Source organism: Curtobacterium sp. 458, assembly GCF_030406605.1.
Classification (GTDB): domain Bacteria; phylum Actinomycetota; class Actinomycetes; order Actinomycetales; family Microbacteriaceae; genus Curtobacterium.
Genome location: NZ_CP129104.1, coordinates 2,459,273 through 2,485,738, shown reverse-complemented (window position 1 = coordinate 2,485,738; position 26,466 = coordinate 2,459,273). Strand labels below are relative to the sequence as shown.

The 26,466-nt window shown below is 71.0% G+C and carries 27 protein-coding genes; 2 read left to right on the top strand and 25 right to left on the bottom strand.

All coding sequences use genetic code 11. The annotated features are described in order from the left end of the window. From QPJ90_RS12220 to QPJ90_RS12185, 8 genes are all read right to left on the bottom strand, one after another. On the bottom strand, positions 1-1,005 hold the full coding sequence (locus tag QPJ90_RS12220) for a transglycosylase SLT domain-containing protein (protein WP_290131478.1): 1,005 nt from the start codon (positions 1,003-1,005) through the stop codon (positions 1-3). A 60-nt stretch (positions 1,006-1,065) separates the two neighbouring features. Next, the gene (locus QPJ90_RS12215) at positions 1,066-1,614 is read right to left on the bottom strand and encodes a DivIVA domain-containing protein (protein WP_290131477.1); all 549 of its coding nucleotides are present in this window, start codon (positions 1,612-1,614) and stop codon (positions 1,066-1,068) included. Positions 1,615-1,693: 79 nt separating this feature from the next. Continuing rightward, positions 1,694-2,686: a phosphatidate cytidylyltransferase gene (locus QPJ90_RS12210; RefSeq protein WP_290131476.1), complete on the bottom strand. Its 993-nt coding sequence runs from the start codon at positions 2,684-2,686 to the stop codon at positions 1,694-1,696. Further along, positions 2,686-3,240, bottom strand: coding sequence for a ribosome recycling factor (frr, locus tag QPJ90_RS12205; RefSeq protein WP_290131475.1), 555 nt, complete (start codon positions 3,238-3,240; stop codon positions 2,686-2,688). Before frr ends, QPJ90_RS12210 begins: the two co-directional genes overlap by 1 nt. A gap of 46 nt (positions 3,241-3,286) precedes the next feature. Beyond that, positions 3,287-4,006: a UMP kinase gene (gene pyrH / locus QPJ90_RS12200; RefSeq protein WP_290131474.1), complete on the bottom strand. Its 720-nt coding sequence runs from the start codon at positions 4,004-4,006 to the stop codon at positions 3,287-3,289. A gap of 111 nt (positions 4,007-4,117) precedes the next feature. Continuing rightward, positions 4,118-4,945, bottom strand: a complete 828-nt coding sequence (gene tsf, locus QPJ90_RS12195; protein WP_290131473.1) for a translation elongation factor Ts — start codon at positions 4,943-4,945, stop codon at positions 4,118-4,120. A gap of 80 nt (positions 4,946-5,025) precedes the next feature. Beyond that, positions 5,026-5,922: a 30S ribosomal protein S2 gene (gene rpsB, locus QPJ90_RS12190; RefSeq protein ID WP_290131472.1), complete on the bottom strand. Its 897-nt coding sequence runs from the start codon at positions 5,920-5,922 to the stop codon at positions 5,026-5,028. Positions 5,923-6,192: 270 nt separating this feature from the next. After that, positions 6,193-7,635 (bottom strand): sugar porter family MFS transporter, encoded by a 1,443-nt coding sequence (locus QPJ90_RS12185; protein ID WP_290131471.1) that lies wholly within the window; start codon positions 7,633-7,635, stop codon positions 6,193-6,195. 364 nt (positions 7,636-7,999) lie between these two features. Here QPJ90_RS12185 and QPJ90_RS12180 point away from each other — a divergent pair, with 364 nt between their 5' ends. After that, entirely contained in the window at positions 8,000-8,581 is a 582-nt protein-coding gene (locus tag QPJ90_RS12180; protein WP_290131470.1) for a M23 family metallopeptidase, read from the top strand. Between the two features lie 61 nt (positions 8,582-8,642). On the opposite strand, the gene QPJ90_RS12175 is transcribed toward QPJ90_RS12180, so the two are convergent. From QPJ90_RS12175 to rplS, 9 genes are all read right to left on the bottom strand, one after another. Next, entirely contained in the window at positions 8,643-9,647 is a 1,005-nt protein-coding gene (locus QPJ90_RS12175; RefSeq protein WP_290131469.1) for a tyrosine recombinase XerC, read from the bottom strand. Between the two features lie 16 nt (positions 9,648-9,663). Continuing rightward, the gene (dprA, locus tag QPJ90_RS12170) at positions 9,664-10,971 is read right to left on the bottom strand and encodes a DNA-processing protein DprA (protein ID WP_290131468.1); all 1,308 of its coding nucleotides are present in this window, start codon (positions 10,969-10,971) and stop codon (positions 9,664-9,666) included. Next, positions 10,968-12,497: a YifB family Mg chelatase-like AAA ATPase gene (locus QPJ90_RS12165; protein ID WP_290131467.1), complete on the bottom strand. Its 1,530-nt coding sequence runs from the start codon at positions 12,495-12,497 to the stop codon at positions 10,968-10,970. Before QPJ90_RS12165 ends, dprA begins: the two co-directional genes overlap by 4 nt. Next, on the bottom strand, positions 12,494-12,856 hold the full coding sequence (locus QPJ90_RS12160; RefSeq protein ID WP_290131466.1) for a YraN family protein: 363 nt from the start codon (positions 12,854-12,856) through the stop codon (positions 12,494-12,496). The genes QPJ90_RS12165 and QPJ90_RS12160 overlap by 4 nt, the downstream gene beginning before the upstream one ends. A gap of 149 nt (positions 12,857-13,005) precedes the next feature. Further along, the gene (locus QPJ90_RS12155) at positions 13,006-13,359 is read right to left on the bottom strand and encodes an Lsr2 family protein (protein WP_290131465.1); all 354 of its coding nucleotides are present in this window, start codon (positions 13,357-13,359) and stop codon (positions 13,006-13,008) included. 91 nt (positions 13,360-13,450) lie between these two features. Then, positions 13,451-13,774 (bottom strand): DUF2469 family protein, encoded by a 324-nt coding sequence (locus tag QPJ90_RS12150; protein ID WP_058726671.1) that lies wholly within the window; start codon positions 13,772-13,774, stop codon positions 13,451-13,453. Positions 13,775-13,829: 55 nt separating this feature from the next. Next, a complete protein-coding gene (locus QPJ90_RS12145) occupies positions 13,830-14,534 on the bottom strand; it encodes a ribonuclease HII (protein ID WP_290131464.1) in 705 nt (234 codons plus the stop codon). Continuing rightward, positions 14,531-15,274, bottom strand: a complete 744-nt coding sequence (gene lepB, locus QPJ90_RS12140; protein ID WP_290131463.1) for a signal peptidase I — start codon at positions 15,272-15,274, stop codon at positions 14,531-14,533. Before lepB ends, QPJ90_RS12145 begins: the two co-directional genes overlap by 4 nt. Positions 15,275-15,428: 154 nt before the next feature. After that, complete coding sequence (gene rplS, locus QPJ90_RS12135; protein WP_058726668.1) at positions 15,429-15,785, bottom strand: 50S ribosomal protein L19; 357 nt, start codon at positions 15,783-15,785, stop codon at positions 15,429-15,431. A 178-nt stretch (positions 15,786-15,963) separates the two neighbouring features. On the opposite strand from rplS, the gene map reads away from it, so the two are divergent. Next, positions 15,964-16,755, top strand: a complete 792-nt coding sequence (gene map / locus QPJ90_RS12130) for a type I methionyl aminopeptidase (RefSeq protein ID WP_290131462.1) — start codon at positions 15,964-15,966, stop codon at positions 16,753-16,755. Positions 16,756-16,970: 215 nt separating this feature from the next. Here map and trmD read toward each other — a convergent pair whose 3' ends face one another. The 8 genes from trmD to aroA form a co-directional block, all read right to left on the bottom strand. Further along, positions 16,971-17,666 carry a tRNA (guanosine(37)-N1)-methyltransferase TrmD gene (gene trmD, locus QPJ90_RS12125; protein WP_290131461.1) on the bottom strand — a complete coding sequence of 232 codons (696 nt, stop codon included), beginning with the start codon at positions 17,664-17,666 and terminating at the stop codon, positions 16,971-16,973. A 4-nt stretch (positions 17,667-17,670) separates the two neighbouring features. Continuing rightward, positions 17,671-18,228: a ribosome maturation factor RimM gene (gene rimM / locus QPJ90_RS12120; RefSeq protein ID WP_290131460.1), complete on the bottom strand. Its 558-nt coding sequence runs from the start codon at positions 18,226-18,228 to the stop codon at positions 17,671-17,673. A 19-nt stretch (positions 18,229-18,247) separates the two neighbouring features. Continuing rightward, entirely contained in the window at positions 18,248-18,484 is a 237-nt protein-coding gene (locus QPJ90_RS12115; protein WP_022902329.1) for an RNA-binding protein, read from the bottom strand. Between the two features lie 4 nt (positions 18,485-18,488). Further along, positions 18,489-18,911 (bottom strand): 30S ribosomal protein S16, encoded by a 423-nt coding sequence (gene rpsP / locus QPJ90_RS12110; RefSeq protein WP_290131459.1) that lies wholly within the window; start codon positions 18,909-18,911, stop codon positions 18,489-18,491. 143 nt (positions 18,912-19,054) lie between these two features. Beyond that, positions 19,055-21,160 carry an FAD-dependent oxidoreductase gene (locus QPJ90_RS12105; RefSeq protein ID WP_290131458.1) on the bottom strand — a complete coding sequence of 702 codons (2,106 nt, stop codon included), beginning with the start codon at positions 21,158-21,160 and terminating at the stop codon, positions 19,055-19,057. A 5-nt stretch (positions 21,161-21,165) separates the two neighbouring features. Next, positions 21,166-21,987 carry an SDR family oxidoreductase gene (locus QPJ90_RS12100; protein WP_290131457.1) on the bottom strand — a complete coding sequence of 274 codons (822 nt, stop codon included), beginning with the start codon at positions 21,985-21,987 and terminating at the stop codon, positions 21,166-21,168. Between the two features lie 78 nt (positions 21,988-22,065). Continuing rightward, a complete protein-coding gene (locus QPJ90_RS12095) occupies positions 22,066-23,244 on the bottom strand; it encodes an acyl-CoA dehydrogenase family protein (RefSeq protein WP_290131456.1) in 1,179 nt (392 codons plus the stop codon). Continuing rightward, positions 23,241-26,444, bottom strand: a complete 3,204-nt coding sequence (gene aroA, locus QPJ90_RS12090) for a 3-phosphoshikimate 1-carboxyvinyltransferase (protein ID WP_290131455.1) — start codon at positions 26,442-26,444, stop codon at positions 23,241-23,243. The genes QPJ90_RS12095 and aroA overlap by 4 nt, the downstream gene beginning before the upstream one ends. Positions 26,445-26,466: the final 22 nt, after the last annotated feature.

The window sequence follows — 26,466 nt, the reverse complement described above, 5'->3', positions numbered from 1 at the left end:
TCAGTACCAGTTGTTGGCGACGCTGTGCCCCCAGGCGCCGCAGGGGGTGCCGTAGACGCCGGCGATGTAGTTCAGGCCCCACGTGATCTGGGTCGCCGGGTTCGTCTGCCAGTCGGCGCCCGCGGTCGCCATCTTGCTGCCGGGGAGCGCCTGCGGGATGCCGTAGGCACCGCTCGGGTTGTAGGCGTTGACCCGCCAGCCGGACTCCTTGTTCCACAGCGACACGAGGCAGCTGTACTGGTCCGAGCCCCATCCACGGGCCGTCACCATCTGCTGGGCGATGGCCTGCGCGCTGCCCGGGTCGGGCGTCGCGGCCGGTGCGGCGAGCGTGTTCGTGGCGGAGACCTGCGTCGTCGAGCTGTCGTCCGTGCTGTCCGCGTCGGCGGTGGAGTCGTCCGTGGGTGCCTTGGTGACCTTCGGCTTCGGGACGCTCACGTCGTACCCGTCGCGGTCGGCGTCGAACGCGGCGTACGTGCCGTGCGGCGAGTACTGCTGCGGCGCCGCGGCCGGAGCCTTCGCGAGCACGGCGGTCTGCACGGCCGCCTGTGCAACGTCGGGCTGCATCGGGTTGAAGAGCGAACCGCCCACGAACCCGAAGACGGCGAAGAACGAGAGCGCGGGGATCGTCGCACGCTTGCGCATGAACGAGTTGACGCCGCGCATCGGCTGCTCGTGCACCGGCTTCGACCGGATCGCCGCGGTCGTCACGCGGGCGCGACGCTGCTTGACGATGCGGGGGTCGGCCGGGGTGCTCGGCACCGCGTGCGCGACCGCCGCGTCGGACACCCGGTTGGCCGCGACCGACTTCGGTGCGACGAGCACCGGACCCGTGACCTCGGGGATCGTCTGGGGAGCGGTCGCCCGGGTGGACGGGTCCGCGGAGAGGACCGAGGTGCCCGTGGTGCGGGTTCGGTTCAGTGCCGCGCGGCGTTCACCCGAGACCGTGCGGTCGAGGTGCTCGCGAGGATCGCGGTCGGAGCTGGAGTCTGCCGTGTGCCTGCCCATGAGTCCGACCAGGATAACGGAAGCATCACGGAAAGCGAAGCACTTCCGGCGCGCGCGTCGTCAGCGGACGGCGAGCATGACCTCGACCACGGCGTCGAGGACCGCGTCGACCTGGGCTTCCCGGTAGCCGCCGTGCTTCGGCCGGAACACGACCGACCGCACCTCGGTGAGGCTGAGGGGCTTGCCGTCACGGAAGTACCCGGCGAGCCGTGCGGCGAAGGCATCGACGTCCTTCGGGTGGTACCCGGTGCCGAGGAAGCTGACGCGCGAGAACCGCTGCCCGTCCGGACGCTCCAGCCGGGCGACGACGTCGGAGGCCTTCGTGCGCGCCTCGGCGTACCAGGCCTTCTTGCCACCGTCGGCGATCTCGCGCTCGCGCTCGCGTGCGGCGAAGGCGTCCTCGAGCCGCTCGAGCGCGGCGTCGACGTGCGCGGTCGAGTAGCCGCCCTTGCGCATCGAGAAGGCGGTCGCGCGGATCTTCGCCGCCTCGAGCCCCGGCTCGGTGTCGTTCGCCGTGTAGGCACGACGGGCGTCCTCGAGGAAGCGCTCGACCTCGTCGACGTCGTACCCGAGGGTCTTGCGTGCTGCGTTCGGGAAGGTGGTGGCCACGGCGACATTCTGCCAGCACCGTTCCCTGGTGCGACCTGGACGCGCGGGCACACCCCTCAGGGAACGGGCACGACGGACCTCAGTGGTTGACGATGAGGAACAGCACGTACGCCACGGCGGCCGACGGCAGGATGCTGTCGATCCGGTCGAGCAGTCCCCCGTGCCCGGGCAGGAACGAGGAGATGTCCTTGATCCCGAGGTCGCGCTTGATCATCGACTCGGTGAGGTCGCCGAGGGTCGCCGACCCGGAGATGAGCACCCCGAGGACGACGCCCGTCCACCAGGGCAGCCCGAGCAGCAGGATGCTCACGACGATGCCGACGATGATGCTCGCCGCCACCGAGCCCGCGAAGCCCTCCCACGTCTTCTTCGGGCTGATCCGCGGCGCCATCGGGTGCTTGCCGAGGTTGAGCCCCGTGGCGTAGGCCCCGGTGTCCACCGCGACGACGACGAGGATGAACGCGATCACCCACAACTGCCCCCGGTCCTCGCGGGAGAGCAGGACGACGCACGCTCCGAGCAGGGAGATGTACGCCTGCACGAACAACCCGTTCGTGAGGTCGCGCGCGACGTTGCCCGCCGGGGGCTTCGTGCGCGCGAACGCCACCTCCACCAGCCGCCACGCGCTGATGAGCACGATGCCGCCGAGCAGCGTGAACAGCGCCGGGACCTGGCCGCCGATGAAGGCTGCCGGGACGATCGCGATCGCGACGGCGACGCTCGGGATCCGCGGGACGTCGCGGCCCGCGAAGCGCATGGCGCTCGCGAGTTCGTACACGCCGACGCCGAGGAGGAACGCCGCGACCACCATGAAGGCGGGCTTCCAGATCAGGAGCGCCGCGAGCATGACGACCGCGAACGCGAGCGCGATGCCGATCGCTGCCGGCAGGTTGCGCCCGGTCCGGGCCGTCAGTGCTTCGTTGCGGGCGTCGAAGTCCGCTCGACGCCGCTGGATGGAGGCCTCGAAGTCGGACCGCGCTGCGCGGGCCCGAGCGTCGAAGTCTTGGCGGAGACCCCGTTTGGCGGGTTCCTGGGTCGTGGGGCGGTCACCGCCCTGGTCGTGACGACGCATCAGACCTCGAGGAGTTCGGCTTCCTTCTTCTTCAGCGCGTCGTCGATCTGGTCGACGTGCTTCTTCGTGATGACGTCGAGCTCCTTGTCGCCGCGGGCGATCTCGTCGTCCGAGATCTCGCCCTTGAGCGCGTCGAGGTCGTCCTTGGCCTTGCGGCGGATGTTGCGCACGACGACCTTGTGGTCCTCACCCTTGCCGCGGACGAGCTTGACGAACTCCTTGCGGCGGTCCTGCGTGAGCTCGGGGATCGTCACGCGGACGACGTCGCCGTCGTTCGACGGGCTGGCGCCGAGGTTCGGGAACGTCGCGATGGCGCGTTCGATCTCCTTGAGCGCGGACTTGTCGTAGGGCGTCACGACAAGCGTGCGCGCCTCCGGGGTCTGCAGGCCGGCGAGCTGCGCGAGCGGCGTCGGCGTGCCGTAGTAGTCGACCGGGATCTTCTGGAAGAGCGCGGCGTTGATGCGTCCGGTACGGACGGTCGCGAAGTCGTCCTTGGCGACGTCGACGGCCTTCGCCATCTTCTCGGTGGCTTCGGTCAGGACATCACTGATCACGGTGGTTCTCCTTCGGTACTGCGTCGAGTCTAGTCAGCGGTCGGGGTCAGTTGCTGACGACCGTGCCGATCCGCTCACCACGGATCGCCGCAGCGACGTTGCCCTCGCCCTCCATGCCGAACACGTGCATCGGCATGCCGTTGTCCATGCAGAGCGAGAACGCCGTGGCGTCCACGACCTTGAGTCCCTTGAGGAGTGCGTCCTGGTAGGTCACGTGGTGCAGCTTCTCGGCGGAGGCGTCCTTCTTCGGGTCCGCTGTGTAGACGCCGTCGACGCCGTTCTTGGCGACGAGGACCTCGTGCGCGTCGATCTCCAGCGCTCGCTGCGCCGCGACGGTGTCGGTGGAGAAGTAGGGCAGGCCCGCACCGGCGCCGAAGATGACGATCCGGCCCTTCTCGAGGTGCCGCTCGGCGCGTCGCGGGATGTACGGCTCGGCGACCTGAGTCATGCTGATCGCGGACTGCACGCGCGTGGCGGCCCCGGCCTGCTCGAGGAAGTCCTGCAGCGCGAGGGCGTTCATCACCGTGCCGAGCATGCCCATGTAGTCCGCGCGGCCGCGGTCCATGCCGCGCTGGGACAGCTCGGCGCCGCGGAAGAAGTTCCCGCCGCCGACGACGATCGCGACCTCGACCTCCTGCGCCGCCGAGGCGATCTCCTTGGCGATCGTGCTGATGACGTCCGGGTTCACCCCGAGGGACCCGGCACCGAACGCCTCCCCCGACAGCTTCAGCAGGACGCGGCGTCGCCCGGTCTTCTCGTTCGTCATGTGGTCGGACCCTTCGTCGAATGTCTCGTGGGAATCTACTCGCGCACCCGACGGCGCGCGAAAAACGGGGCCCGGAACCAGATGCTGGTTCCGAGCCCCGTCACGGGTTCGTTACGCGCCGACCTTGACGCGGGCGAAGCCCTGGATCGTGATGCCGGCGTTCTCGGCGGCCTTCGCGACGGAGATCTTGTTGTCCTTCGCGTAGTCCTGCTCGAGGAGCGCGACCTGCTTGCGGTACGCGTTCAGGCGACCCTCGACGATCTTCGGGAGGGCGGCCTCCGGCTTGCCCTCCTCGCGCGTGATCGCCTCGACGGTCGCGCGCTCCTTCTCGATGTCCTCGGCCGGGATCTCGTCGCGCGTGAGGTACGTCGGGTTCGCGAAGGCGATGTGCTGCGCGATCGAACGGGCCTCGGCGGCGTCGTCACCCTCGTAGGCGACGACGACGGCGATCTGCGGCGGGAGGTCCTGCGAGGTCTTGTGCAGGTAGATCTCGAAGGCCGAGCCCTCGACACGGCGGACCGTGCGGATCTCGATCTTCTCGCCGAGCTGCGCAGCGGCCTCGTTCACGACGTCGAGGACGGTCTTGCCGTCGGCCTCGGCGGCGTTCGCGGACGCGACGTCGGTCGCACCGGCGGCGGCGACGGCCGCGAGGACCTTGTCACCGAGCGCGACGAAGCGCTCGTTCTTCGCGACGAAGTCGGTCTCGCTGGCGAGCTCGACGACGGTCGCGGCACCGTTCTCGGCCGAGGCCACGACGATGCCCTCGGAGGTGGCGCGGTCGTCACGCTTGGCGACGGCCTTGGCACCCTTGATGCGGAGGAGCTCGACGGCCTTGTCGTAGTCGCCGTCGGCCTCGACGAGCGCGTTCTTGGCGTCCATCATGCCGGCGCCGAGGTCGTCACGGAGCTTCTTCACGTCAGCAGCGGTGAAGTTTGCCATTGACTGGAGTCCTTTCTGGACTTGCGTGTGTGGGACGTGGAGCGGGGCGCCGGACCGACACGGTCCGACGCCCCAGGAGGTCACTCGGCGGAGGTGGCGTCCGCGTTCTTGGAGGCCTCGGCGATCGGCTCGCCGATCTCCTTCTCGGCGACCTGCGCGTCGGCGTCGTTCTCCTCGACCGGGGTCTCGGCGACCGGGGCCTCGGCAGCGGCCGGCGCGGCCTGCTCGCCACCGAGGAGCTCCTGCTCCCACTCGGCCAGCGGCTCGGCCTCTTCCTCGTCGCCGCCGTTGTGGCGGGTCTTGAGGCCCTCGGCAGCGGCGTCGGCGACGATGCGCGTCAGGAGACCGACGGAGCGGATCGCGTCGTCGTTGCCCGGGATCGGGTAGGTGATCTCGTCCGGGTCGCAGTTGGTGTCGAGAATGCCGATGATCGGGATACCGAGCTTCTGCGCCTCGTCGACCGCGAGGTGCTCCTTCTTGGTGTCGACGATCCAGAGCGCGCTCGGGGTCCGCGTGAGGTTGCGGATACCACCGAGGGTCTTGTGGAGCTTGTCCAGCTCGCGCTTCTTGATGAGGAGCTCCTTCTTGGTGAAGCCCTTCGTCGTGTCGTCGAAATCGATCTCCTCGAGCTCCTTCATGCGCGCGAGGCGCTTGGAGACCGTCTGGAAGTTCGTGAGCAGACCGCCGAGCCAACGCTGGTTGACGTACGGCTGGCCGACGCGGGTCGCCTGCTCGGCGATGGAGCCCTGCGCCTGCTTCTTGGTGCCCACGAAGAGGATCGTGCCGCCGTGCGCGACCGTCTCCTTGACGAAGTCGTACGCACGGTCGATGAAGGCCAGCGACTGCTGCAGGTCGATGATGTGGATGCCCGAGCGCTCGGCGAGGATGAATCGCTTCACCTTCGGGTTCCACCGACGGGTCTGGTGTCCGAAGTGGACGCCGCTGTCGAGCAGCTGGCGGATGGTGACGACGGCCATGCCGTCCCTCCTTGTTCTCGGCGCGCGGCTGTTCGAGCCGCGTGCACGGTTGCGGTTGTGTCGGTCACGACCGGTGGTCGTGGCCCCTGGTGCCCCACCCCGGACGGCCGCCCGCTCGCGAGAGCGGGACCGGTGGCCGTGGGGTGCGTGTGGACACGCGAAGTCAGCGCGCTCAGCGCGCTGCTGGACAAATGCTAACAGACCGGAGGCCCGGATCACGCACGCCGACCGGCGCGAGTGATCCGGGCCTCCAGGCCGACGACCGGACGATCAGGACTTGGCGTCGACCGTCTCGCCCTCGGCCGTGATGCCCATCTCCTCGAGCGAACGGCCCTTGGTCTCCGGGATCTTCTTGATGACGAAGAACAGGGACAGGAGCGCGAAGAGCGCGTAGATGCCGTAGGTCACGGTGAGGTTGAAGCCGGAGAGCACCGGGAACGAGATCGTGACCACGAAGTTCGCGATCCAGTTCGCCGCCGACCCGACACCGAGCGCCGTCGCACGGATGCGGTTCGGGAACATCTCGCCGAGCAGCACCCACATGAGCGGGCCCCACGTGGCGCCGAACGACACCACGAACAGGTTCGCGAAGATGAGGGCGATGAGGCCCCACGCGCCGGGCAGCTGCGGCGCGCCGTCCACGATGGTGGCCTGCGAGAACGCGATCGCGACCATCGCCAGCGACACGAACATGCCCGTCGAACCGGCCACGAGGAGCGGCTTCCGGCCGAGCTTGTCGACCGTGAAGATCGCGATGAAGGTGACCGCGACGTTGACGACCGAGGTGATCGTCGAGATCAGGAAGGACTGGTCCTCCTTGAAGCCGACGGCCTGCCAGAGCGTCGTCGAGTAGTAGAAGATCACGTTGATGCCGACGAACTGCTGCAGCACGGCGAGGATGATGCCGACCCAGACGATCGGCTGGAGGCCGAAGCGGTTGCCCCGGATGGAGCCCTTCTTCTCGTTGGCCTCCTTCTCGATACCGTCCTGGATCTCCTCAAGGCTGGTGTTCACGGTGTCGCGGGGGACGATCTTCTCCATGACCCCGCGCGCATCGTCCTTGCGGCCCTTCGCGAGGAGGAAGCGCGGCGACTCCGGCAGGGTGATCGCGAGCACGCCGTAGACCACCGACGGCACGACGCCGACGAGGAACATCCAGCGCCAGGCGGCCAGCCCGAGCACCTGCTCCGAGGCACCGCCGGCGGTCACCGCGAAGATCTGGTCGGAGAGGAGCGCGGCGAAGATACCGAGGGTGATCGCGAGCTGCTGGAACGAGGCCAGGCGACCGCGGATGGCCTTCGGCGAGACCTCCGAGATGTATGCCGGCGCGATGACCGACGCGGTCCCGATGCCGAGGCCGCCGACGAGGCGCCAGATCACGAGGTCCCACGTCGCGAACGCGAACGCGCTCCCGATCGAGCTCACGAAGAAGAGCACCGCCGCCCAGAACATGACGCGCGTGCGGCCCCAGCGGTCGGCGAGCCGGCCGGCGAAGTAGGCACCGAAGGCGCAGCCGATCAGGGCGGAGGCAACGGCGAAGCCGCTGGCGGCCTCGGACAGGCCGAACTCGCCCTTGATCGCGTCGACTGCTCCGTTGATGACGGAGGAGTCGAATCCGAAGAGGAACCCACCGACCGCCGCCGCGATGGCGAACAGGGTGACCTTCCCCTTGAACGCACGGTCCTCACCGTGCTGGGTGGACGTGTTCGACACGGTGCTCCTGGTTCTTGCCGCCGTGCTGGGTGGCGCACGGTGCTCCGGCGGTCGGCTGGTTCGCCGTCCGAGCGGCGTTGCGTGTTCCGGAGCGGCCCCGACTGTACTCCTCGGACGACGTGTGGTCATAACCGGTTCGTTCCGCTGCGGTCGGGCGGTGGGGTTGCGTGCTCCGGGCCGTGGGGTCGCTTCCACGGAACGTGCGCGGTTCGACGCCGCGCGCGTCGATCGACCGGTGCGGGGTCGGAACGCGCGCGGTTCGTGGTCTCCGCGACTCCTGCACCGGCCGGGAGGCACGGCTCACCGCCCACAGGTGGGCTGCGGTCGCGTGCATGGCCGGGTGGTGGACGCGACGATCGGGCGCATGGACGTTCTGGTGAGGACCACGGTCGGAGTGGTTGCGTGCGTGGCCGTGGCGGCGGCTGCGCTGGTCGGCCCGGAGGTCGGGCGCGCCGGGGTCGGGCGCGCGGTGGTCGAGCGCGCCGGGGTCGGGCTCGTGGCGGGCGGTGCGGACAGTGCGGACGGCGCGCCGTGGGTGTGGCCGACGGGTTCGCGCGTGGTCGTGCGGCCGTGGGAAGCGCCGGCCGACGACTACGCGGCCGGACACCGGGGCATCGACGTCCCGGCGTCGATCGGCACCCCGGCGGTCGCGGTGGCGGACGGCACGGTCTCGTTCGCGGGTGCGGTCGCCGGCAGGTCGGTGGTGTCGGTCGAACACGGCGGCGGGCTGGTGAGCACACTGGACTCGGTCACCCCTGACGTGACGACCGGTGACGCCGTCTCGCAGGGTGAGGTGGTCGGGCGGGTCGCCGTCGGTCACTGCCCGGCGACCGATCCGTGCGTGCACCTCGGCGCCCGGCTCGACGACCGGTACGTCGACCCGACACCGTACCTGCCCGCGGCGGCGTGGCCCGTGCTGCTGCCGGAGTCCGACTGGCGCGGATGAACGGTCGGTGCTCGGTGCGCGGTGCGCGGTGCTCGGGCGCTCGGTGCGCGGGCGCTCGGCGTCAGGCGCGGGGGTGCGCCGTCCGGTAGACCTCGCGGAGTCGGGCCGAGGACACGTGGGTGTAGATCTGCGTCGTCCCGAGGCTCGCGTGACCGAGCAGTTCCTGCACCGCTCGGAGGTCCGCTCCCCCGTCCAGGAGGTGCGTCGCCGCGGTGTGCCGGAAGGTGTGCGGGCCGCTCGGCCCCTCCCCGGGCAGGTCCTGCAGGAGGCGGGCGACGACACGGTAGGCACTCCGCGTCCCCAGCCTGCCGCCCCGGTCACCGAGGAAGAGTGCTCGCTCGGTACCGTCGCTCGCACTCGCACTCGCGCTCGCGCTCGCGCTCGTCGACCGTGCCGTGCCGCTCGCTCCACCCGTCGCCGTGCGCCGCGCAGCGAGGACGGGGCGTCCCCGGTCGAGCCACGCCTCGAGTGCATCCCGCGCCGGCACCCCGAACGGCACCACCCGCTCCCTGCCGCCCTTCCCGAGCACGCGGACGGTCAGCCGGCTCCTGTCCACGTCGACGACGTCGATGCCGACGAGCTCACTGACCCGGATCGCCGCTGCGTAGAGCAGCTCGACGACGGCCAGGTCGCGCAGTGCACCGGGGTCGTCGGTGCCCGCACGGGCCGCGAGCCCGTCGAGCAACGCCCGCACCTGGTCGGTCGAGACCACGCGGGGCAGGTGCGACGCTCCCTTGGGCGCTCGGAGTCGGACACCGGGGTCGGACGCGAGGAGCCCGGTCTCGCTCGCCCACCTGGTGAAGGCCCGGACGGACGACGACCGCCGGGCGATCGTTGCCCGCGCCAACGAGCGCTGGTCCGCCTCCCACAGCCAGTCGCGGAGCAGTTCGAGCGAGACACTCCCGACGTCCGCCACGCCCCGTGCCGCAGCGAAGCCGACGAACTGCTCGAGGTCGTTCGCGTACGCACGGAGGGTCTGCTCGCTGAGTCCGCGCGCGTGTCGGGCGTGTCCGAGGAAGCCGTCGACCACCCGGTCGAGGTCCCGCGCGTCGCTCGTGCCGTCCACGGCCCCAGGCTACGACTCACCGCTGCGTCACCCTCGACCACCCGCCGACGCCGTGCTGCACCAGCCCCTGGACCTGCGCGAGTGCCAGGGCATCGGTCGCGTCGGCGATCGACAACCCGCTGCGCCGTGCGACCTCGTCGACGGACAGGGAACGACGACCCAGGGCGTCGAGCGCCCGCAGGACGTCCGGGTCGTCGTGCACGAGCAACGGTGTGCCCGTCGACTGCAGGACCACTCCGCCGCGTTGCTCGATCGCGGCGGCGGCCGCCTCGTCCGGGTGCACCATCAGCTGCGCACGCCCCTGCGCCACGAGCCGGTGACACCCGACGGACGCGGCCGAGGAGAACGCCCCGGGCACCGCGAACACCGTCCGTCCGAGCTGCCCGGCGTGGTGGGCGGTGTTGAGCGCTCCCGAGCGTGCCCCCGCCTCGACCACCACGGTCACGTCGGCCAGCGCGGCGATGAGCCGGTTGCGGGCGAGGAAGCGCCAGCGCGAGGGACGGGTCCCCGGCGGCGACTCGGCGATCACCGCTCCGCGCTGCGACACGTTGCGGAGCAGCTCGACGTTGCCGGTCGGGTAGAGCTGGTCGACCCCGCCGGCGAGCACCGCGACCGTGGTGGCCCCCGCGGCGATCGCCACCCGGTGCGCGGTGGCGTCGATGCCGTACGCTCCCCCGCTGACGACGACGCACCCGGCATCGACGGCCCGCGAGCTGATGTCCGCCGCCGCCTCCGAGCCCGCGATCGTGTTCGCCCGCGATCCGACGACCGCGACGGCAGGCGGCTCGAGCACCGAGGGCGACGCACCGAGGGCCGAACGGCTCCAGAGCACGAGCGGTGCATGGTGTCCGAGGTCGTCCACCCGCTCCGGCCACCCGGGACCACCCGGGACGAGCAGCCGCGCCCCCACCGCCTCCGCCGCGGCCAGGACCGCACCGACGTCGGCGGTCGCGAGTCGTGGCCGCCACCGATCGACGGCCTTCGTCAGCGCTCGGGCGTAGGCCGAGGGGTCGTCGGTGCCCGCGACACCGCGCTCGACACAGACCCCGAGGAGGCCGTCGATGCCGTCGTCCGACGCGGCGAGGACCGACTCGAACGCCGGTGCCGCGCCGAGGCCGTCCACGAGCCCCCCGGCGATCGCGTCGCCGGGTTCGGCGACGACGGACCACGCGACCCGCGTGGCGACCTCGACCGCGTCGAACGAGCCGCGAGCGCCGCGACCGCCGACCCCGTCGCCCTCACCGCCGCTGCGCCCCGCCGCCCGTGCCCGGCCCGTGGCGCGTGCCACCGCGTCGAGGAGCTCCGGCCGCCCGTGCCGGCTCACAGCGCGCTCCGCAGTGCCAGGGCTCCCGCCACGTGGTCCGCGGTCGGCCGGTCTGCCTCGGCGAGGTCCGCGAGCGTCCACGCCAGGCGCATGACACGGTCCCAGCCGCGCATCGTGATCGCGCCGCGGTCGAGCGCCTTGTCGATGACCGTGGTCGACCCGGGATCGCCACGACCGTCGCGTCGGAGCCACGTGCCCGCGACGTCGGCGTTTCGGGTCCACCCGGTCCCGGCCAGTCGCGCGGCGGCTCGTGCGCGGGCAGCGGCGACGAGCGCCCGGGCCTCCGCGGTCGTCGGCGCCCGATCGGCGGCGCCACGCACCGCTGCCGACGTGACCCGCGGGACCTGGACCCGGATGTCGATGCGGTCGAGCAGCGGCCCGGACAACCGTGCGAGGTACCGCCGGACGGTGCTCGGCGAGCACTCGCACGGTGCGCTGTGCGCGATGCCCGCGTGCCCGCACGGGCACGGGTTCGCCGCCAGGACGACCTGGCACCGCGCAGGGAACTCGACGGCCCCGGCCGACCGGTGGATGCTGATCCGCCCGGACTCGAGCGGCTGCCGCAGCGCGTCGAGCACGGCTCGCGGGAACTCGGGGGCTTCGTCGAGGAACAGCACGCCGTGCGTCGCTCGGGAGACGGCGCCCGGCCGGATGACGCCGGACCCGCCACCGATGAGCGCGACGGCCGAGGCGGAGTGGTGCGGCGCCTCCCACGGTGGCCGTCGCGTCCATGACCGCACCCCGTGACCGGCGACCGACCGTACGGCGGCGACCTCGAGCGCCGCAGCGTCGTCGAGGTCCGGCAGGATCCCGGGGAGCCGCTCGGCCAGCATGGTCTTGCCGGCACCGGGCGACCCGAGCATGAGGACGTGGTGTCCACCGGCGGCGGCCGCCAGGACCGCTCGCACGCCGACCTCGTTGCCGACGACCTCGCCGAGTTCCGGCACCGGTCGGGCCGAGGACTCGGGGCCGGGTGCAGCGGACACCACCGGGTCGACGTCGACCGGTGGCAGGACGGCGCCGGCGTCGATCGCCGCGGCGCGGAGCGAGTCGACCCCCGTGACGGCCAGGCCGCTGACGATCTCGGCTTCGTCGACGTTGCCGGTCGGGACCACCGCGCGACGGATGCCGGCGTTCCGCGCGGCGAGGAGCATCGGGATGATCCCGACCACGGGGCGCAGCCGGCCGTCGAGCCCGAGCTCGCCGAGGTGGACCGTCGCCGGTGACACGTGCGGAGCCGTGCCGGCGCCGGCGAGCACGGCCATGGCGATCGCGAGGTCGAACCCCGACCCGCGCTTCGGCACCGCCGCGGGTGTGAGGTTCACGGTGATGCGTCTGGCCGGCAGCGGACACCCCGCGTTCGCCGCGGCCGAGCGCACCCGCTCGCGGGCCTCACCGAGGGCGGTGTCGGGCAGCCCGATGATCCGGAACGCCGGCAGCTGGCTGGTCAGGTGCGCCTCCACCTCCACCAGCCGCCCGCTGACCCCGAGCAGGGCCACCGCCGCTGCCCGTCCGATGCCGGTCACAGGACGCCCGCCACGTGCTCGACGGCGCTTCGAGGACCGTCGACGTGCACCGCGATCGCGTCGATCCGGATCGAGCGTGCGCGCACGTCGGGGTGCTCGGAGAACCACGCGGGCACGAGACGGCGCAACCGCGCGACCTTCGCGTCGGTGATCGCCTCGAACGGGTGCCCGGTCGATCCGCCTGCGCGCGTCTTCACCTCGATGAAGACGAGCGCGTCACCGTCCCACGCGATCAGGTCGATCTCGCCCCGAGCACACCGCCAGTTGCGTTCGACCAGCTCGTAACCGCGTTCCGTCAACCACTCCGCCGCGATGGATTCGCCGTGCGCGCCGAGTGGTGTCGTCGTTCCGTTTGCCATGTTCCGCCTCCGACGCCAGGTTGCGGCATCGTCGGCACTGCCCAGTTCGGAAGAGCGGAGATTGTGGACAGAGAGGGAGAACGAAAATGCTGTGCAGGAATGACGAACGGGCCCGGACGATCACTCGCCCGAGCCCGTTCGACGCACGGTCAGTGCGCGGCCGCGTAGGCCTCCTGCACCTGGGTCGAGATACGCCCACGGGACGAGACCTCGTACCCGTTGTCCTTCGCCCATTCGCGGATCTTCGCGAGCTCTTCCGAGTTGCCACGCTTGGGGGTCGGCTTCGACGCGCCACCGCCGCTGCTGGAGCGACGGCCGCTCACCTTTCGTGCGGCCGCCACGTAGTCCGAGATCGCCTCGCGGAACTTGTCGACGTTGTCGTTGGAGAGGTCGATCTCGTACGTCGACCCGTCGAACGCGAACTCGACCGTACGGCCTTCTCCAGCGGTGATCGGCGAATCGTCGAGGTCGTCGACGAGCTGGACGGTGACCTTCTGTGCCATTGCGACTCCTTGATCGGGGAAAGTCTTCGCGATCAAGGTATCGTACGGAAATGCATTCCGCCGCTCCCGTGACGGTGATTCCCAGAAAGAATCACTCGTCGAGTGCGAGTTCCTTCGGCAATTCCAGTTCGCGCGCCGTCAGTTCTTCGACGTTCACGTCCTTGAAGGTGAGCACCCGAACAGATTTCACGAACCGATCGGAACGGTAGACGTCCCACACCCAGACATCCTTCATCGACAACTCGAAGTAGAAGTCGTGTTCGGTGTCCCGGCGGACGAGTTCGACCTCGTTCGCCAGGTAGAAACGTCGCTCGGTCTCGACCACGTACCGGAACTGCGACACGACGTCGCGGTACTCGCGGTACAGGGCCAGTTCGACCTCGCGGTCGTAGTCGTCGAATTCGTCGTCATCCATCGCGCCCCACAGTCTACGGCGATGCCGTACGCACGTCCCACACCGAGGCCACACCTCACCCGACGGCGTCGAGCTCCGCGAACCCGTCGAGCGTGACCGTGGACGCCTGGTGCAGCCACGACTTCCGGTGCAGTGCGTGTGCCCCGACGCTCCGGATTCCGTCGTAGTGCGCCGTCGAGCCGTAGCCCTTGTTCGACGCCCAGGCATAGTGCGGCGCGTCGTCGTGCGCGGCCACCATCAACGCGTCGCGGGCGACCTTCGCGACGACCGACGCGGCCGCGACGGACGCGCAGTCCCGGTCCGCCTTGACCCGGACGACGACGTCGATCGGGTCGACCCCGGCGACCGACGCCGCCGGCACCGCGCGGGAGAGCCAGTCGAACGACCCGTCGAGCACGACCACCGCGCCGTCGAGCGACACCCCGCCCGCCACGAGCCGCGCGAGCGCCGCAGCACCCGCCTGCCCGAGCGCCGGCACGATGCCCTGCCGGTCGACGACCTCGGCGGACGCCATGCCCACCGCCGTGGGCGCCCAGCGCTCGACGACGGGCACGAGGGCGTCCCGTCGGGCGGCGCTGAGGAGCTTCGAGTCCGCGAGGCCCTGCGGCACGCGGCCGATGTCGATCGTCACCGCCGCGACACCGACGGCGACGGGACCCGCGATCGCGCCGCGCCCGACCTCGTCCATGCCGATCACCGTGACCCGCCCGTCACCGAGCAGGCGCTTCTCGACGCGCAGGGAGGGCCGGACCGCGGTCACTCGTCCCGCTCCTGGACGCCGGCGAAGACGTCGGGGTAGTCGTCGAGCCACGTCCAGCGGCTGGTGGGCCACGAGATCACGAACGCTCGTCCGGTGACGTCGGACAGCGGCACGAAGCCCTTGGACGGGGTGTCGCCGTTGTACCGCGAGTCCTTCGAGTCGTTGCGGTTGTCGCCCATCACCCAGATGGTGCCCTTCGGCACCGTCACGGAGAAGTTCGTCGCCGACGCCGGCGCACCCGCCGGGAGCTTGAGGTACGGCTCCTTGATCGGCACACCGTTGACGGACATCTGCCCGAGGTCGTTGCAGCAGGACACTGTGTCACCCGGCAGGCCGATGACCCGCTTGATGAGGTGGTCGTCGCTGTCGCCGGTGCCCAGACCGATCTGCGTGAGGACCCAGTCGGCCGCCTTGCCGACAGGTGTCGTCGGGGTCACGTTCGGCACGTCCGAGCCGGTGAGCCAGCCACCCGGGTCCTTGAAGACCACCACGTCGCCACGCTTGAGCGAGACCACGTCGGGCACCAGTTCGTTGACGATGACCCGGTCGTTGATCTGCAGCGTGTTCTCCATCGACGCCGACGGGATGTAGAACGAGCGGATCAGGAACGTCTTGACGAGGAACGACACGAGCAACGCCGCGATGAAGATGATGACGAGGTCGCGGATGAAGGTGAGGACGCCGTTGCGCTTCTTGCCCGAGCGTGGCCGCAGCGTCGGTTCCTTCGTCGTGTCGGTCATTTCCACTCTCGTTCGTGCACGGCTCCCCCGCGGACGGCGACCCCGTGCCACGGGATGCGTCCGGGAACGGGAAGAGCCCCCATCCACGCACAACCGTACATGGACGAGGGCTCGTCAGCGGCGTCCGGCTCGCGGCCGCCCACTGCGAAGGCGATCAGGCGTCGCGCTTCTCCTTGATCTTGCGGCGGGCCGCCTTGCCGCGGAGCTCGCGCAGGTAGTAGAGCTTCGCACGACGGACGTCACCGCGGGTGACGACCTCGATGTGGTCGATGATCGGCGAGTGCACCGGGAACCAGCGCTCGACGCCGACCTGGAAGCTCACCTTGCGGACCTTGAAGGTCTCGCCGAGGCCGTGGCCCTGGCGCGCGATGACGACACCCTGGAAGACCTGGATACGCGAGCGGGTGCCCTCGATGATGTTGACGTGCACCTTGATGGTGTCGCCGGGGCGGAAGTCGGGGACGTCGGTGCGCAGCGACGCTGCGTCGACGGAGTCGAGGAGCTGGCTCATGATGGGTCTACTCTCTGCGGACGCACACGGGTCGCCGCGGATCGGTTTCGGAAAGTGTGTGGTTCGTGCCCGGTGTCGGCGACTCCCCCGTGGCAGAGTCCAGCCAGGGCACAGCGATCAATCTTGCCACACGACGTCCAGGACACAAAACGAACGCGGCTCCCGGCAGGATGGTCGCATGATCGAACTCCGCACGCCCGCCGAACTCGACGGCCTCCGCGTCACCGGCCGCTTCGTCGCCGACGTCCTCGACGAACTGCTCGAGACGGTCGACGTCGGGGTGAACCTGCTCGACCTCGACCGGGTGGCCGCCAGCATGATCGCGGACCGCGGCGCCGAGAGCTGCTACGTCGACTACCACCCGTCGTTCGGCAAGAGCCCCTTCGGCAGGAACCTGTGCACCTCGGTCAACGACGCCGCCCTGCACGGCCTACCGTACGACCGCGTGCTCGTCGACGGCGACCTGGTCAGCCTCGACTTCGCCGCGAGCGTCGACGGCTGGGTCGCGGACTCGGCCGTGACGGTGCAGGTCGGCACACCGCGCGACGACGACCAGCGGCTCGTGGACACGGTCGAACGGGCGCTGGCCGCGGGCATCGCGCAGTTCCGTGTCGGGAACAAGCTCGGCGACGTCTCGTACGCCATCGGCCACGTCGCGCACGAGGCCGGCTACGCCGTCAACACACAGTTCGGTGGCCACGGTGTCGGCCGGACGATGCACGGCGAACCGCACGTCCCGAACGACGGTCGACCCGGTCGCGGGCTGAAGCTCCGTCCCGGCCTGGTGGTCGCGATCGAACCGTGGCTCATGCAGGGCACGGACGAGCTGTACCAGGACGACGACGGCTGGACCCTGAAGAGCGCCGACGGCTCGCGCGCCGCGCACGTCGAGCACACGGTGGCCGTCACCGAGGCCGGCCCCGAGGTCCTCACCCTGCGGCGCGCCCAGCGCGCCGAGGCCGCCTCCTGACGGGCGGAAGGCGTCACCGCCCGGTTGCACGACATGCCGCGTGCAGCGCGCTGGTCGCAGGACGGGTCGGCTCGGCGGGCCATCCGCGACACTTCCTGCGACCAACGCGACCAGCCGACCGGCAGGACGGGCGCGGCCGCCAGCGTGCCCGGTAGACGGACTGGAGGCACGGTGCGGGCCCGCACCGCGCCTCCAGGCCGGGACGGCGGAGCCGGCTACTCCGGTTCCGGCAGCAGGTCCGGCCGCACGCGTCGCGTGCGCTCGACCTGCTGCTCGTGCCGCCACGCGGCGACGCGGGCGTGGTGCCCGCTGAGCAGGACGTCGGGCACGTCGAGACCGCGCCACGACGAGGGCTTCGTGTACGAGGGGTACTCGAGCAGGCCGTCCTCGTGGGACTCCTCGACGAGCGACTCCGGGTTGCCGACGACGCCCGGCACGAGCCGCCCGACGGCTTCGATCATCGCCATCGCCGCGACCTCGCCGCCGTTCAGCACGTAGTCACCCAGCGACAGCTCGACGACGTCGGCCCGCTCGGACGCCCACGCGAACACGCGCGCGTCGATGCCCTCGTACCGCCCGCAGGCGAACACGAGGTGGTCCGAGGTCGACGCGAGCGACCGAGCGATCGACTGGGTGAACCGGGTGCCCGCAGGTGTGGGGACCACGAGCGTCGACGAGCCGTCGGACCGCAGGACCGACTCGAGCGCCAGCGCCCACGGCTCGGGCTTCATCACCATGCCGGCACCGCCGCCGTACGGGGTGTCGTCGACGGTGCGGTGCCGGTCGGTGGTCCAGTCACGCAGGTCGTGCACGTGGAGGTCGAGCAGTCCGTCGACGCGCGCCTTGCCGAGCAGCGAGACGTCGAGCACCGAGAAGAACTCGGGGAAGATCGTGACGATGTCGATGCGCACGGCGCTACCCCTGGTCGGACGGCGAGACCGTCTCGGGACGGGAGGTGTCCTCGGGGTCCTCGAACAGCCCGGTCGGCGGGGTCACCGTGACGGTCCCGGCGGCGATGTCGACCGCGGGCACGATCGCCGAGACGAAGGGCACGAGCACCTCGCCGCGGTCCGGGGTGTCGATGGCGAGGAGGTCCTGCGCCGGGAGGTGGTCGACGCGTGCGACGGTGCCGACCTCGACGCCGTCGCGGAGCACGCGGAGTCCGACCAGCTGGTGGTCGTACCAGGCGTCGTCCTCGCCGGTCTCGGCGTCGGTGTCCTGCTCGACCCAGAGGATGGCCCGCGCGAGCGTCTCAGCGGCGGTGCGGTCCTCGATGCCCTCGAAGAAGGCGACCGGGTGGCCGTTGTACCAGCGGAGTTCGTCCAGCGTGATGGTCTTGCCCGACCACGGGGAGTCTTCCGGGACCTGGAGCGTGAAGGTCGCTCCGGACGTGAACCGACGATCCGGGTCGTCGGTGTAGAGCTCGAGCTTGATGCCGCCCTTGAGCCCGTGCGCCTTCGTGATGCGACCCACCCGGAGCTGGGTCGTCTCCCTAGGAATCGGTGTCGACCACGTCGACCCGCACCCGCTTGCCGTCGGCGAGAGCCGAGACGAGGGTGCGGAGCGCCTTTGCGGTCCGTCCGGCGCGACCGATCACGCGGCCGAGGTCCTCGGGGTGCACACGCACCTCGAGGACCTCGCCCCGCGCGGAGGTGGAACTGGCGACGCGCACGTCGTCCGGGTGATCGACGATCCCCTTGACGAGGTGCGTCAGCGCGGATTCGAGCAAGGAATTACGCCTCGGTCGTCTCGGCTGCGTCGTCGGCCGGAGTCTCCTCAGCGGCGGCCGGGGCCTCCGCCTTCTTCTCCGACTTCGGCTTGAGGACGGCCTTCTTCGAGGAGTCGGCGACGAAGGCCTGCTTCGGCTCCGCGACCTTCACCTTGGAGGCGGTGTCCTTCTCGCCCTTGAACTTCGCCCAGTCACCGGTGAGCTTGAGCAGCGCGGCGACCTGCTCGGTCGGCTGCGCGCCGACGGAGAGCCAGTACTGCGCACGGTCCGAGTCGATCTCGATGACCGAGGGCTCCTCGGTGGGGTGGTACTTGCCGATCTCCTCGATCGAACGGCCGTCGCGCTTGGTGTGCGAGTCCGCGACGACGATGCGGTAGTACGGCGCACGGATCTTACCGAGACGCTTGAGACGGATCTTGACAGCCACAAATGCTCCTGTTGCGTGTTGTTGTGGTTGAACCGGACCGCGGGCGTGGGGGCACACACGGTGGAAGCTCGATGAGAGTCGTGCACAGCTGGATAGAGGGTCGAGCAGGCACGATTCGACCGTTCATTGTTGCAGATTCCGCGTCAGGGCGCGAGTCGACGCACCGCTTCGAGTGCCTCGCTCGTGGCACGGACGGCGTCGACGCTCCGTGCGTCGCGTGCACCACCGACCACCTCGCACGGGACGCCCGCGGAGCGCAGGCCCTCGACGAGCTCGTCCGCGTCGCCTCGACGCTCCTGTCCGGCGCACACCACCACGGTGTCCGCCGGGACCGATCGCTCCTCACCGTCCTCGTCGCGGATCCACAGGGCACCGGGCTCGATGCGCAGGTACTCCTGCACGCCTCCCACCATGCGGACCCCGGCGTCCCGGAGCCGACCGATCGCCACCCATCGGGAGGTGATGCCGATGCCGGCGCCGAACTTGCCGCTGCGGCGCAGCACCGTGACGTCGGATCCCGGACGCAGCACGCGTGCCGCCGCCGGGAGCCGCTGCGGCACGTCACCGACGATCTCGTCGCTGACGTCGACGTCCCAGCGCTGCCCGAACTCCGTGGCGCGCGCCGCTTCGTCCGGCGACTCGACGAGGAACGCCGCCGTGTCGACGCCGATCCCGCCGCCGCCGACGATCGCCACGGTGCCAGCGGGCACGCCCTCCCGGAGCGCCCGCTCGTACGACACCACGTGCGGCAGCGACGCCCCGGGGACGTCGACCTCGCGGGGCACGACCCCCACGGCGACCACGACCGCGTCGCTCCCGGCGAGGTCCTCGGCGGTCGCGGCGCGTCCGAGGTGCACGGTCGCCCCGCGCTCGGCGAGTTCGGCCCTGGCGGCACGGACGGTCGCGGCGTAGTCCTCCTTGCCCGGCACGAGCGATGCCAGCTCGAACTGCCCGCCGAGTCGGTCGGAGGCCTCCCAAACGGTCACGGCGTGTCCTCGGCGGGCGGCGTCGACGGCCGCGGCGAGCCCGGCGGGTCCACCGCCGACGACGTCGACGCGCTTCGGGGTGGTGGTGGGACGGAGCGGGAACGCGACCTCGCGCCCGGCGCGGGGGTTCACGAGGCAGGACACGGGCGCGCCGACGATCGACCGGTCGAGGCACGCCTGGTTGCAGCCGATGCACGTGTTGACGAGGTCGTACGCGCCGGCGAGCGAGCGCTGCACGAGCGCGGGGTCGGCGAGGAACGGGCGCGCGAGGGCGACGGCGTCGACCAGGCCGTCGGCGAGCACGGCCTCCCCGTCGCGGAGGTCCGTCATCCGGTTCGACGCGATCACCCGCACGTCCGGGTACCCGGCGTCGCGGACCACGCCGGCGATGCGGTTCGCGTACGACAGCCAGGCGCCGTGCGGCACCGCTGCCTGGACGGTCGGGGTGCGGGACTCGTGCCACCCGATGCCGACGGAGATCCCGTCGAGCCCGAGGGGCAGCAGCTCGTGCACGAGCGCGTCGACCTCGTCGTCGCTCGTCGACCCGGGCATGAGGTCCGCACCGGACAACCGGATCGTCACCGCGAGGTCGGGCACCGCGGCACGGACGGCGCGCACGACCGCCACGGCGAAGCGCCGACGACGTTCCGGCGAGCCGCCCCACTCGTCGTCGCGCAGGTTCGTGAGCGGCGACTGGAACTGGTTGATGAGGTACCCCTCGGACGCCATGATCTCGACGCCGTCGAAGCCGATGTCCCGAGCCGACCGCGCGGCTGCCGCGAAGTCCTCGATCGTGCGCTCGACCTCGGCGGCGGTCAGCTCCTCCGGGACCACGCCCCGCGCGGCCGCCCACGGCAGGGCCGACGGAGCCACGGCGCGCTGTGGCCGGCCGTGCCGGTCGACCATGCCGCCCACGAGCGCGTAGCGACCGGCGTGGAAGAGCTGGGCGAGCACGGCGCCACCGGCGTCGTGCACCGCGTCGACCGCGACGCGGAAGCGCTCGTCGGCGCCGTCCACGCCGAACACCGCGAAGTCGGGGCCGCCCCGGGCCTCGTCGCTCACGGCGATGCCGCCCGTCACGATGAGCGCCGCTCCGCCCTCTGCACGCTCGCGGTAGAACGCCGCCATGCCGGCCCCGCCGTCGTCGTGCACCTCGAGCCCGGTGTGCATCGACCCCATCACCACCCGGTTCCGGAGGGTCAGCGGGCCGAGGCTCCACGGCGAGGAGACGACGGCGAGGTCGGGCATGGCGACGGTGCTCATGCCCCCTACTCTGCCGCAGGCAGGACGGCGTCACGCAGGGGCGACGTCGTGTCGGCCCAGAAGGGCGGGGCGATCACGGTCAGCCCCCCGTCGACCGACAGCGTCTGCCCCGTGATGTACGACGCCTTGTCGGACAGCAGGAAGTCGACCGCGTCCGCCATGTCGTCGGCGGTGCCCGGCCGCTGGAGCGGGAGCTTCTCGATGACCGACGACATCGGCGCCATCCCCGGCACGGCACCGTAGAAGTAGTCGAGCGAGTCGGTGTCGATGAGGCCGCCGTTGACCGCGTTCACCGTGATCTGCCGCGGTCCGAACTCGACCGCCATGTACTTCGTGTACGCCTCGGTCATCGCCTTCGCAGCGCCGAGGGCCGCGTAGGTCGGGAACGCCCGGAGCGACCCGTACGAGGTCACGACGACGATCCGGCCTCCGCGGTCCATGAGCTCGGCCGCCCGCTGCGCACCGAGCACGAACGAGCGGGCGTTGGTCGCGTAGCTGCGGTCGAGGTGGTGCAGCTTGAGGCCCGCGACGGGCTTGAACGCGCTCGCGGCGGCGTTCGCGACGAACATGTCGAGCCGGCCGTAGGTGTCGCGGACGAGGTCGAACAACGCGTCGATCGACTCCGGCTGCTCGATGTCGACCTGGGCGGTGATGCCGTCGCCACCGGCCGCGCGCACGTCGGCGAGCGACTCCTCGGCCAGGTCGGCGTTGCCCTTGTACGTCACCACGACGGTGACGCCGCGCTGGCCGAGCTTCTGTGCGAGGAGGCGGCCGATGCCGCGGGAGGCTCCCGTGATGAGCGCGATGGGTGCGGTGGTTGCAGCCAATGTGTTCCTTGCGTTCTCAGGGCCTGGAGGCGCGGTGCGGGCCCGCACCGCGCCTCCAGGCCGTCGTGTGGTTGCGGATCAGAACCCGGCCTGGCCGGTGACGATGGCGCGGCCGACGACCAGCTTCTGGATCTCGTTGGTGCCCTCCTCGAAGCGCTGCGCGCGCGCGTCGCGGTAGACGCGCTCGATCGCGTTGCGCTTCCAGTAGCCCTGGCCGCCGTGCACCTGCAGTGCCTTGTCGGTCACCCGGGCGAGCATGTCGACCGCGACCATCTTCGAGGCGCTCGAGAGCGTGCCGGCGTCGGGACGGCCCTCCTCGTAGGCGCGAGCGGCCTCGAGCACGAGGGCGCGGGCGGCGGCGATGTCGGCGTAGTTCTCGGCCAGGTAGAACTGGATCGCCTGGCGGCTGGAGAGCTTCTTGCCGAAGGTCTCGCGTTCGTTCGCGTACGCGACCGCGAGTTCGTTCGCCCGCTCGGCGAGGCCGACGGCACTCATCGCGACCGAGACGCGGCTCGGCAGGAGGAAGCCGCCGAGGGCGACCTCGAGGCCCTGGCCCTCCGCGCCGAGGCGGGCGGAGGCGGGGATCGGGGTCTCGGTGAAGCGGAGGATCGCGTGGTCGGTGCCGCGGATGCCCATCGTGTCGGAGTCGTCGATCACCTCGGCGCCGGGCAGGCCGGAGTTCGGCATGAGGAACGCGACGGTGCCGTCCTGGCCGGAGGTGCCCTCGAGGCGGGCGGCGATGAGCCAGTGGTCGGCCTTGACGCCGAACGTGATGAGGTGCTTCTCGCCGTTCATCACGTAGGTGTCGCCCTCGCGGCGGACCGTGGTGCGGATGTCCGCACCGGTGCCGGCCGTGGCCTCGGTGAGCGTGAACGCGACGAGGGTGTCCCCCGCGACGCTCGGCTTCACGACCTGCTCGATCTGCTCCGGCGTCGCGTAGGGCTCCATGGCGCGCCAGGTGCCGTTGATCACGTGCACGAGCATGCGGATGGACGCGTGCGAGCGGGAGACGATCTCCATGACCTCGAGGTACTTCGAGAACGGGATCCCCGCGCCACCGAGCTCCGGCGGTGCGGCGAGGCTGAGCCAGCCGTTCTCCTTGAGCTCCTGGAACAGCTCCGGGGCGACCCGGCCGGTGCGCTCGATCTCCTCGGCCCACTCCTCACCGCGGCCGCGCACCCACGCGGTCACCTCGGCCTTGAGCTGCTCGAAGGCCGCTTCGTCGAAGGCCTCGGTCGTCTGCTCGACGATCGTCATCGTGTCTCGTTCTCCTTCGTGGTGGTGGGGGCGTCCGCGACGAGTTCCGCAGCGCGGTCGCGCAGCACGTTCTTCTGCACCTTCCCGACCGCGTTGCGCGGCAGCTCGTCGATGTACTCGAGCCGCTCCGGCCAGTAGTACTTGCTCACGCCCGCGTTGTCGAGGTACCGCTGCATCCCCCGGTGGTCGAGCCGCTCCCCCGCCGCCGGCACGACGAACGCGCAGGCACGCTCACCGAGGCGCTCGTCGGGCATCGCCACGATCGCGACGTCGGTGACGAGGGGGTGCTGGTAGAGGAGGTTCTCGATCTCCACGACCGGGATCTTCTCGCCACCGCGGTTGATGACGTCCTTGACGCGTCCGGTGATCGAGAGGAAGCCCTTCTCGTCGACCGTCGCGAGGTCGCCCGTGCGGTACCAGCCGTCCTCGGTGAAGACGTCGTCGGTGAGGTCCGGACGGTCGAGGTAGCCGTCGAACATCGTCGGCGAGTGCAGCTCGAAGTTGCCCTCGGTGCCGGCGGGGAGCTCGTGGCCCTCGTCGTCGACGATGCGGATCCGGATCCCCGGGAGCGCCCGGCCGTCGTGCCCGTACGCGTCGGCTGGGTCGTCGGACGGGCTGGACAGTGCGCCGAGGCAGGTCTCGCTCGTGCCGAACGCCCCGAGGATCGCGCTCCCGAGCACCGTGCTCGCCCGCTGCGCGAGCGCCCGTGGGACCGCGGCGCCCGTCGGGACGAAGACGCGCAGGCTCTCGGGTGCGGGTGCTCCGCCCTCGACGAGGTCGACGAGGTCGGTCAGGAACGGTGTCGCGCACTGCACGAACGACGCCTTCGCGACACCGAACGCCTGCTCGAGCGCGACCCGGCCGTCCCACACCGGCTGGATGACCTGCGGAGCACCGAGCCGGAACGCGAGCAGCATGCCGTACAGGAACCCGGTCTGGTGGGCGAGCGGCGACGGGATGTAGATCCGGTCGTCGGCGGTGAGCCCGGACTGCGCGACGTGCATCGCGGTCGCGAGGCCGAGCGTCCGGTGCGGGTGCTGCACGCCCTTCGGCTCACCGGTGGTGCCGGACGTGAAGAGCAGCTGGCAGACGTCGTCCGGGCCGGGAGCGCGGGAACGGATCTGGTCGACGTCCACGTGCACCGAGCCGAGCGCCGCGTCGAACCAACGCCAGTTCCAGTCACTCGCCGCGACCCGCTCGGCAGCGTCGGCCGGTAGGGGCGCCTGGTCGTTCGGCACGTCGCCCTGGCCTCGGGCCTCGGCGCGGAGGACGACGACGTGCTCGACCGACAGTCGCCGGCGCTGCGCCCGTGCCTCGTCGACGACGTCGAGGAGTTCCAGCGCGGGCCGGCGCTTGCGGAACACGTTCGGCAGGAACACCACGCGGGCCTTCGACCGGGCGAGGGTCATGGTGGTCTCACGGGGACCGAAGACCGGCATGATCGGGGTCGCGACGGCACCGATCTGGACCGCGCCGAGCGTGATGGAGACGAACTCGCGCCAGTTCGGCAGCTGCATCGCGACGGACTCGCCCCGACGGACGCCGAGTTCGAGCAGCAGCGCCGAGACCCGGTCGGCCTCGTCCTGCAGCTGCTTCCAGGTGGTCTCGACGGGGACTGCGCCGCCGACCTCGATGACCGCGAGGCCGTCCGGGTCCTGCTCGGACAGCGCCCGGACCTTCTCGCTGAGGACGAGCGGCTCGGCGTCGACCCCGACGACCTCGGGGACGTCGGGAGCCGTCGCGGGCGCGGCGTCCGCTGGACCCTGCATGTCGGGCGTGTCGGTGTCCTCACCGAGATCGGTCGGCTCGGACGTGGCGGCGTCCATCCGGTCGTCCCGGTCGGCACGGGCCAGCAGGGCGTCACCGACCTCCATGTCGAGACCGACGCCGTTCATCGCCTCGAGGAAGGTCGGGTACGAGATGCGGTAGGCGCGCGGGTACGTCAGGGAGCTGGTGCCCTCGGCCTTCGACGCGGCGACGGCGAGGGACATGAGCACGCGGTGGTCGTTGAAGGACGACATCGGGGAGCCGTGCAGCCCGCCGGGGCGGACTCCGGTCACGCGCAGTTCGTCGGCACCCTGCTCGGCGCGACCGCCCATGCGGTTGAGCTGGAGCATCGCGGCGACGCGGTCGGACTCCTTCAGCCGGATGTGCGCGACGTTCCAGAGGCGGGTCGTGCCCTCGGCGAAGGTCGCCATCGTGGACAGGACGGGCAGGAGGTCCGGGATCGGCCGGCAGTCGATGTCGAGGGCCCGGAGCGGCGACCCGTCGTGCTGGATCCGCACGAAGCCGGTCGCTTCGTCGATCCGCATCGGCACCCCCATCGCGGCGGCGAGGTCGAGGAACTCGCTCTCCGGGTGGTCGGTCTCCGCCGTGGTGGTCGCCCGCATGCCCCGGAGCAGCAGATCCGACTCGCGGATGCCGGCGGCCGCGATCCCGAACGCCGCCGAACCGATGTCCGGCGGGATGACGTAGTCGTGCGGGGTCGCCTGCTGCCCGGCCGGGATCCGGTACTCGAGCCAGTCGTCGGAGACCTCGACGGTGAGCCCGAACTCGCGCATCATCCGGACGGTCAGCTCGACGTACGGCTGCTCGTTCAGCCGACCGCCCGTGACGTGGATCCGGGTCTCCTGCTCGGCGAAGGGCGCGACGAGGAGCAGCCCGGAGATCCACTGCGACAGCGTGCCGGCGATCGAGACGTCGCCCCCTCGGGGTCGCCTCGGCTGGACCGTGACCGGTGGGCAGTCGTTCGTCGCCTCGAGGTCGATGCCCATCTGCGTGAGCGAGGTGAGCAGCGCCTTGATCGGTCGGCGTTGGAAGTACTTCATGCCGACGAGCGTCATCGGGCGGTCGGCCAGCGAGGCGAGCCCGGTCATGAAGTACAGCGTCGTACCGGAGGACCCCATGTTGAGGATCCCGTCCGCGCCGCGCGAGCCGTGGTCGACGACGTCCGTCGCCGCGTAGCGGCCGCCGAGGCCGGTGACGTGGTACTCGTCCCCTCGACGCTTGACGTCGACGCCGAGGGCCCGGAGCGTGCCGACGGTCCACTCGACCTGCCGGGTGGAACTGATGCCGGAGACGACGCTCGTCCCCTTCGCGAGTGATGCCAGCACCAGCGCTCGGTGCGCGTGGTACTTGGAGACCGGGACGTCGATCTCCCCGACGAGTGGTGCGGACGAACCGCGCACGACCAACTGCATGCGGACCTCTTCCCTGTGAGCG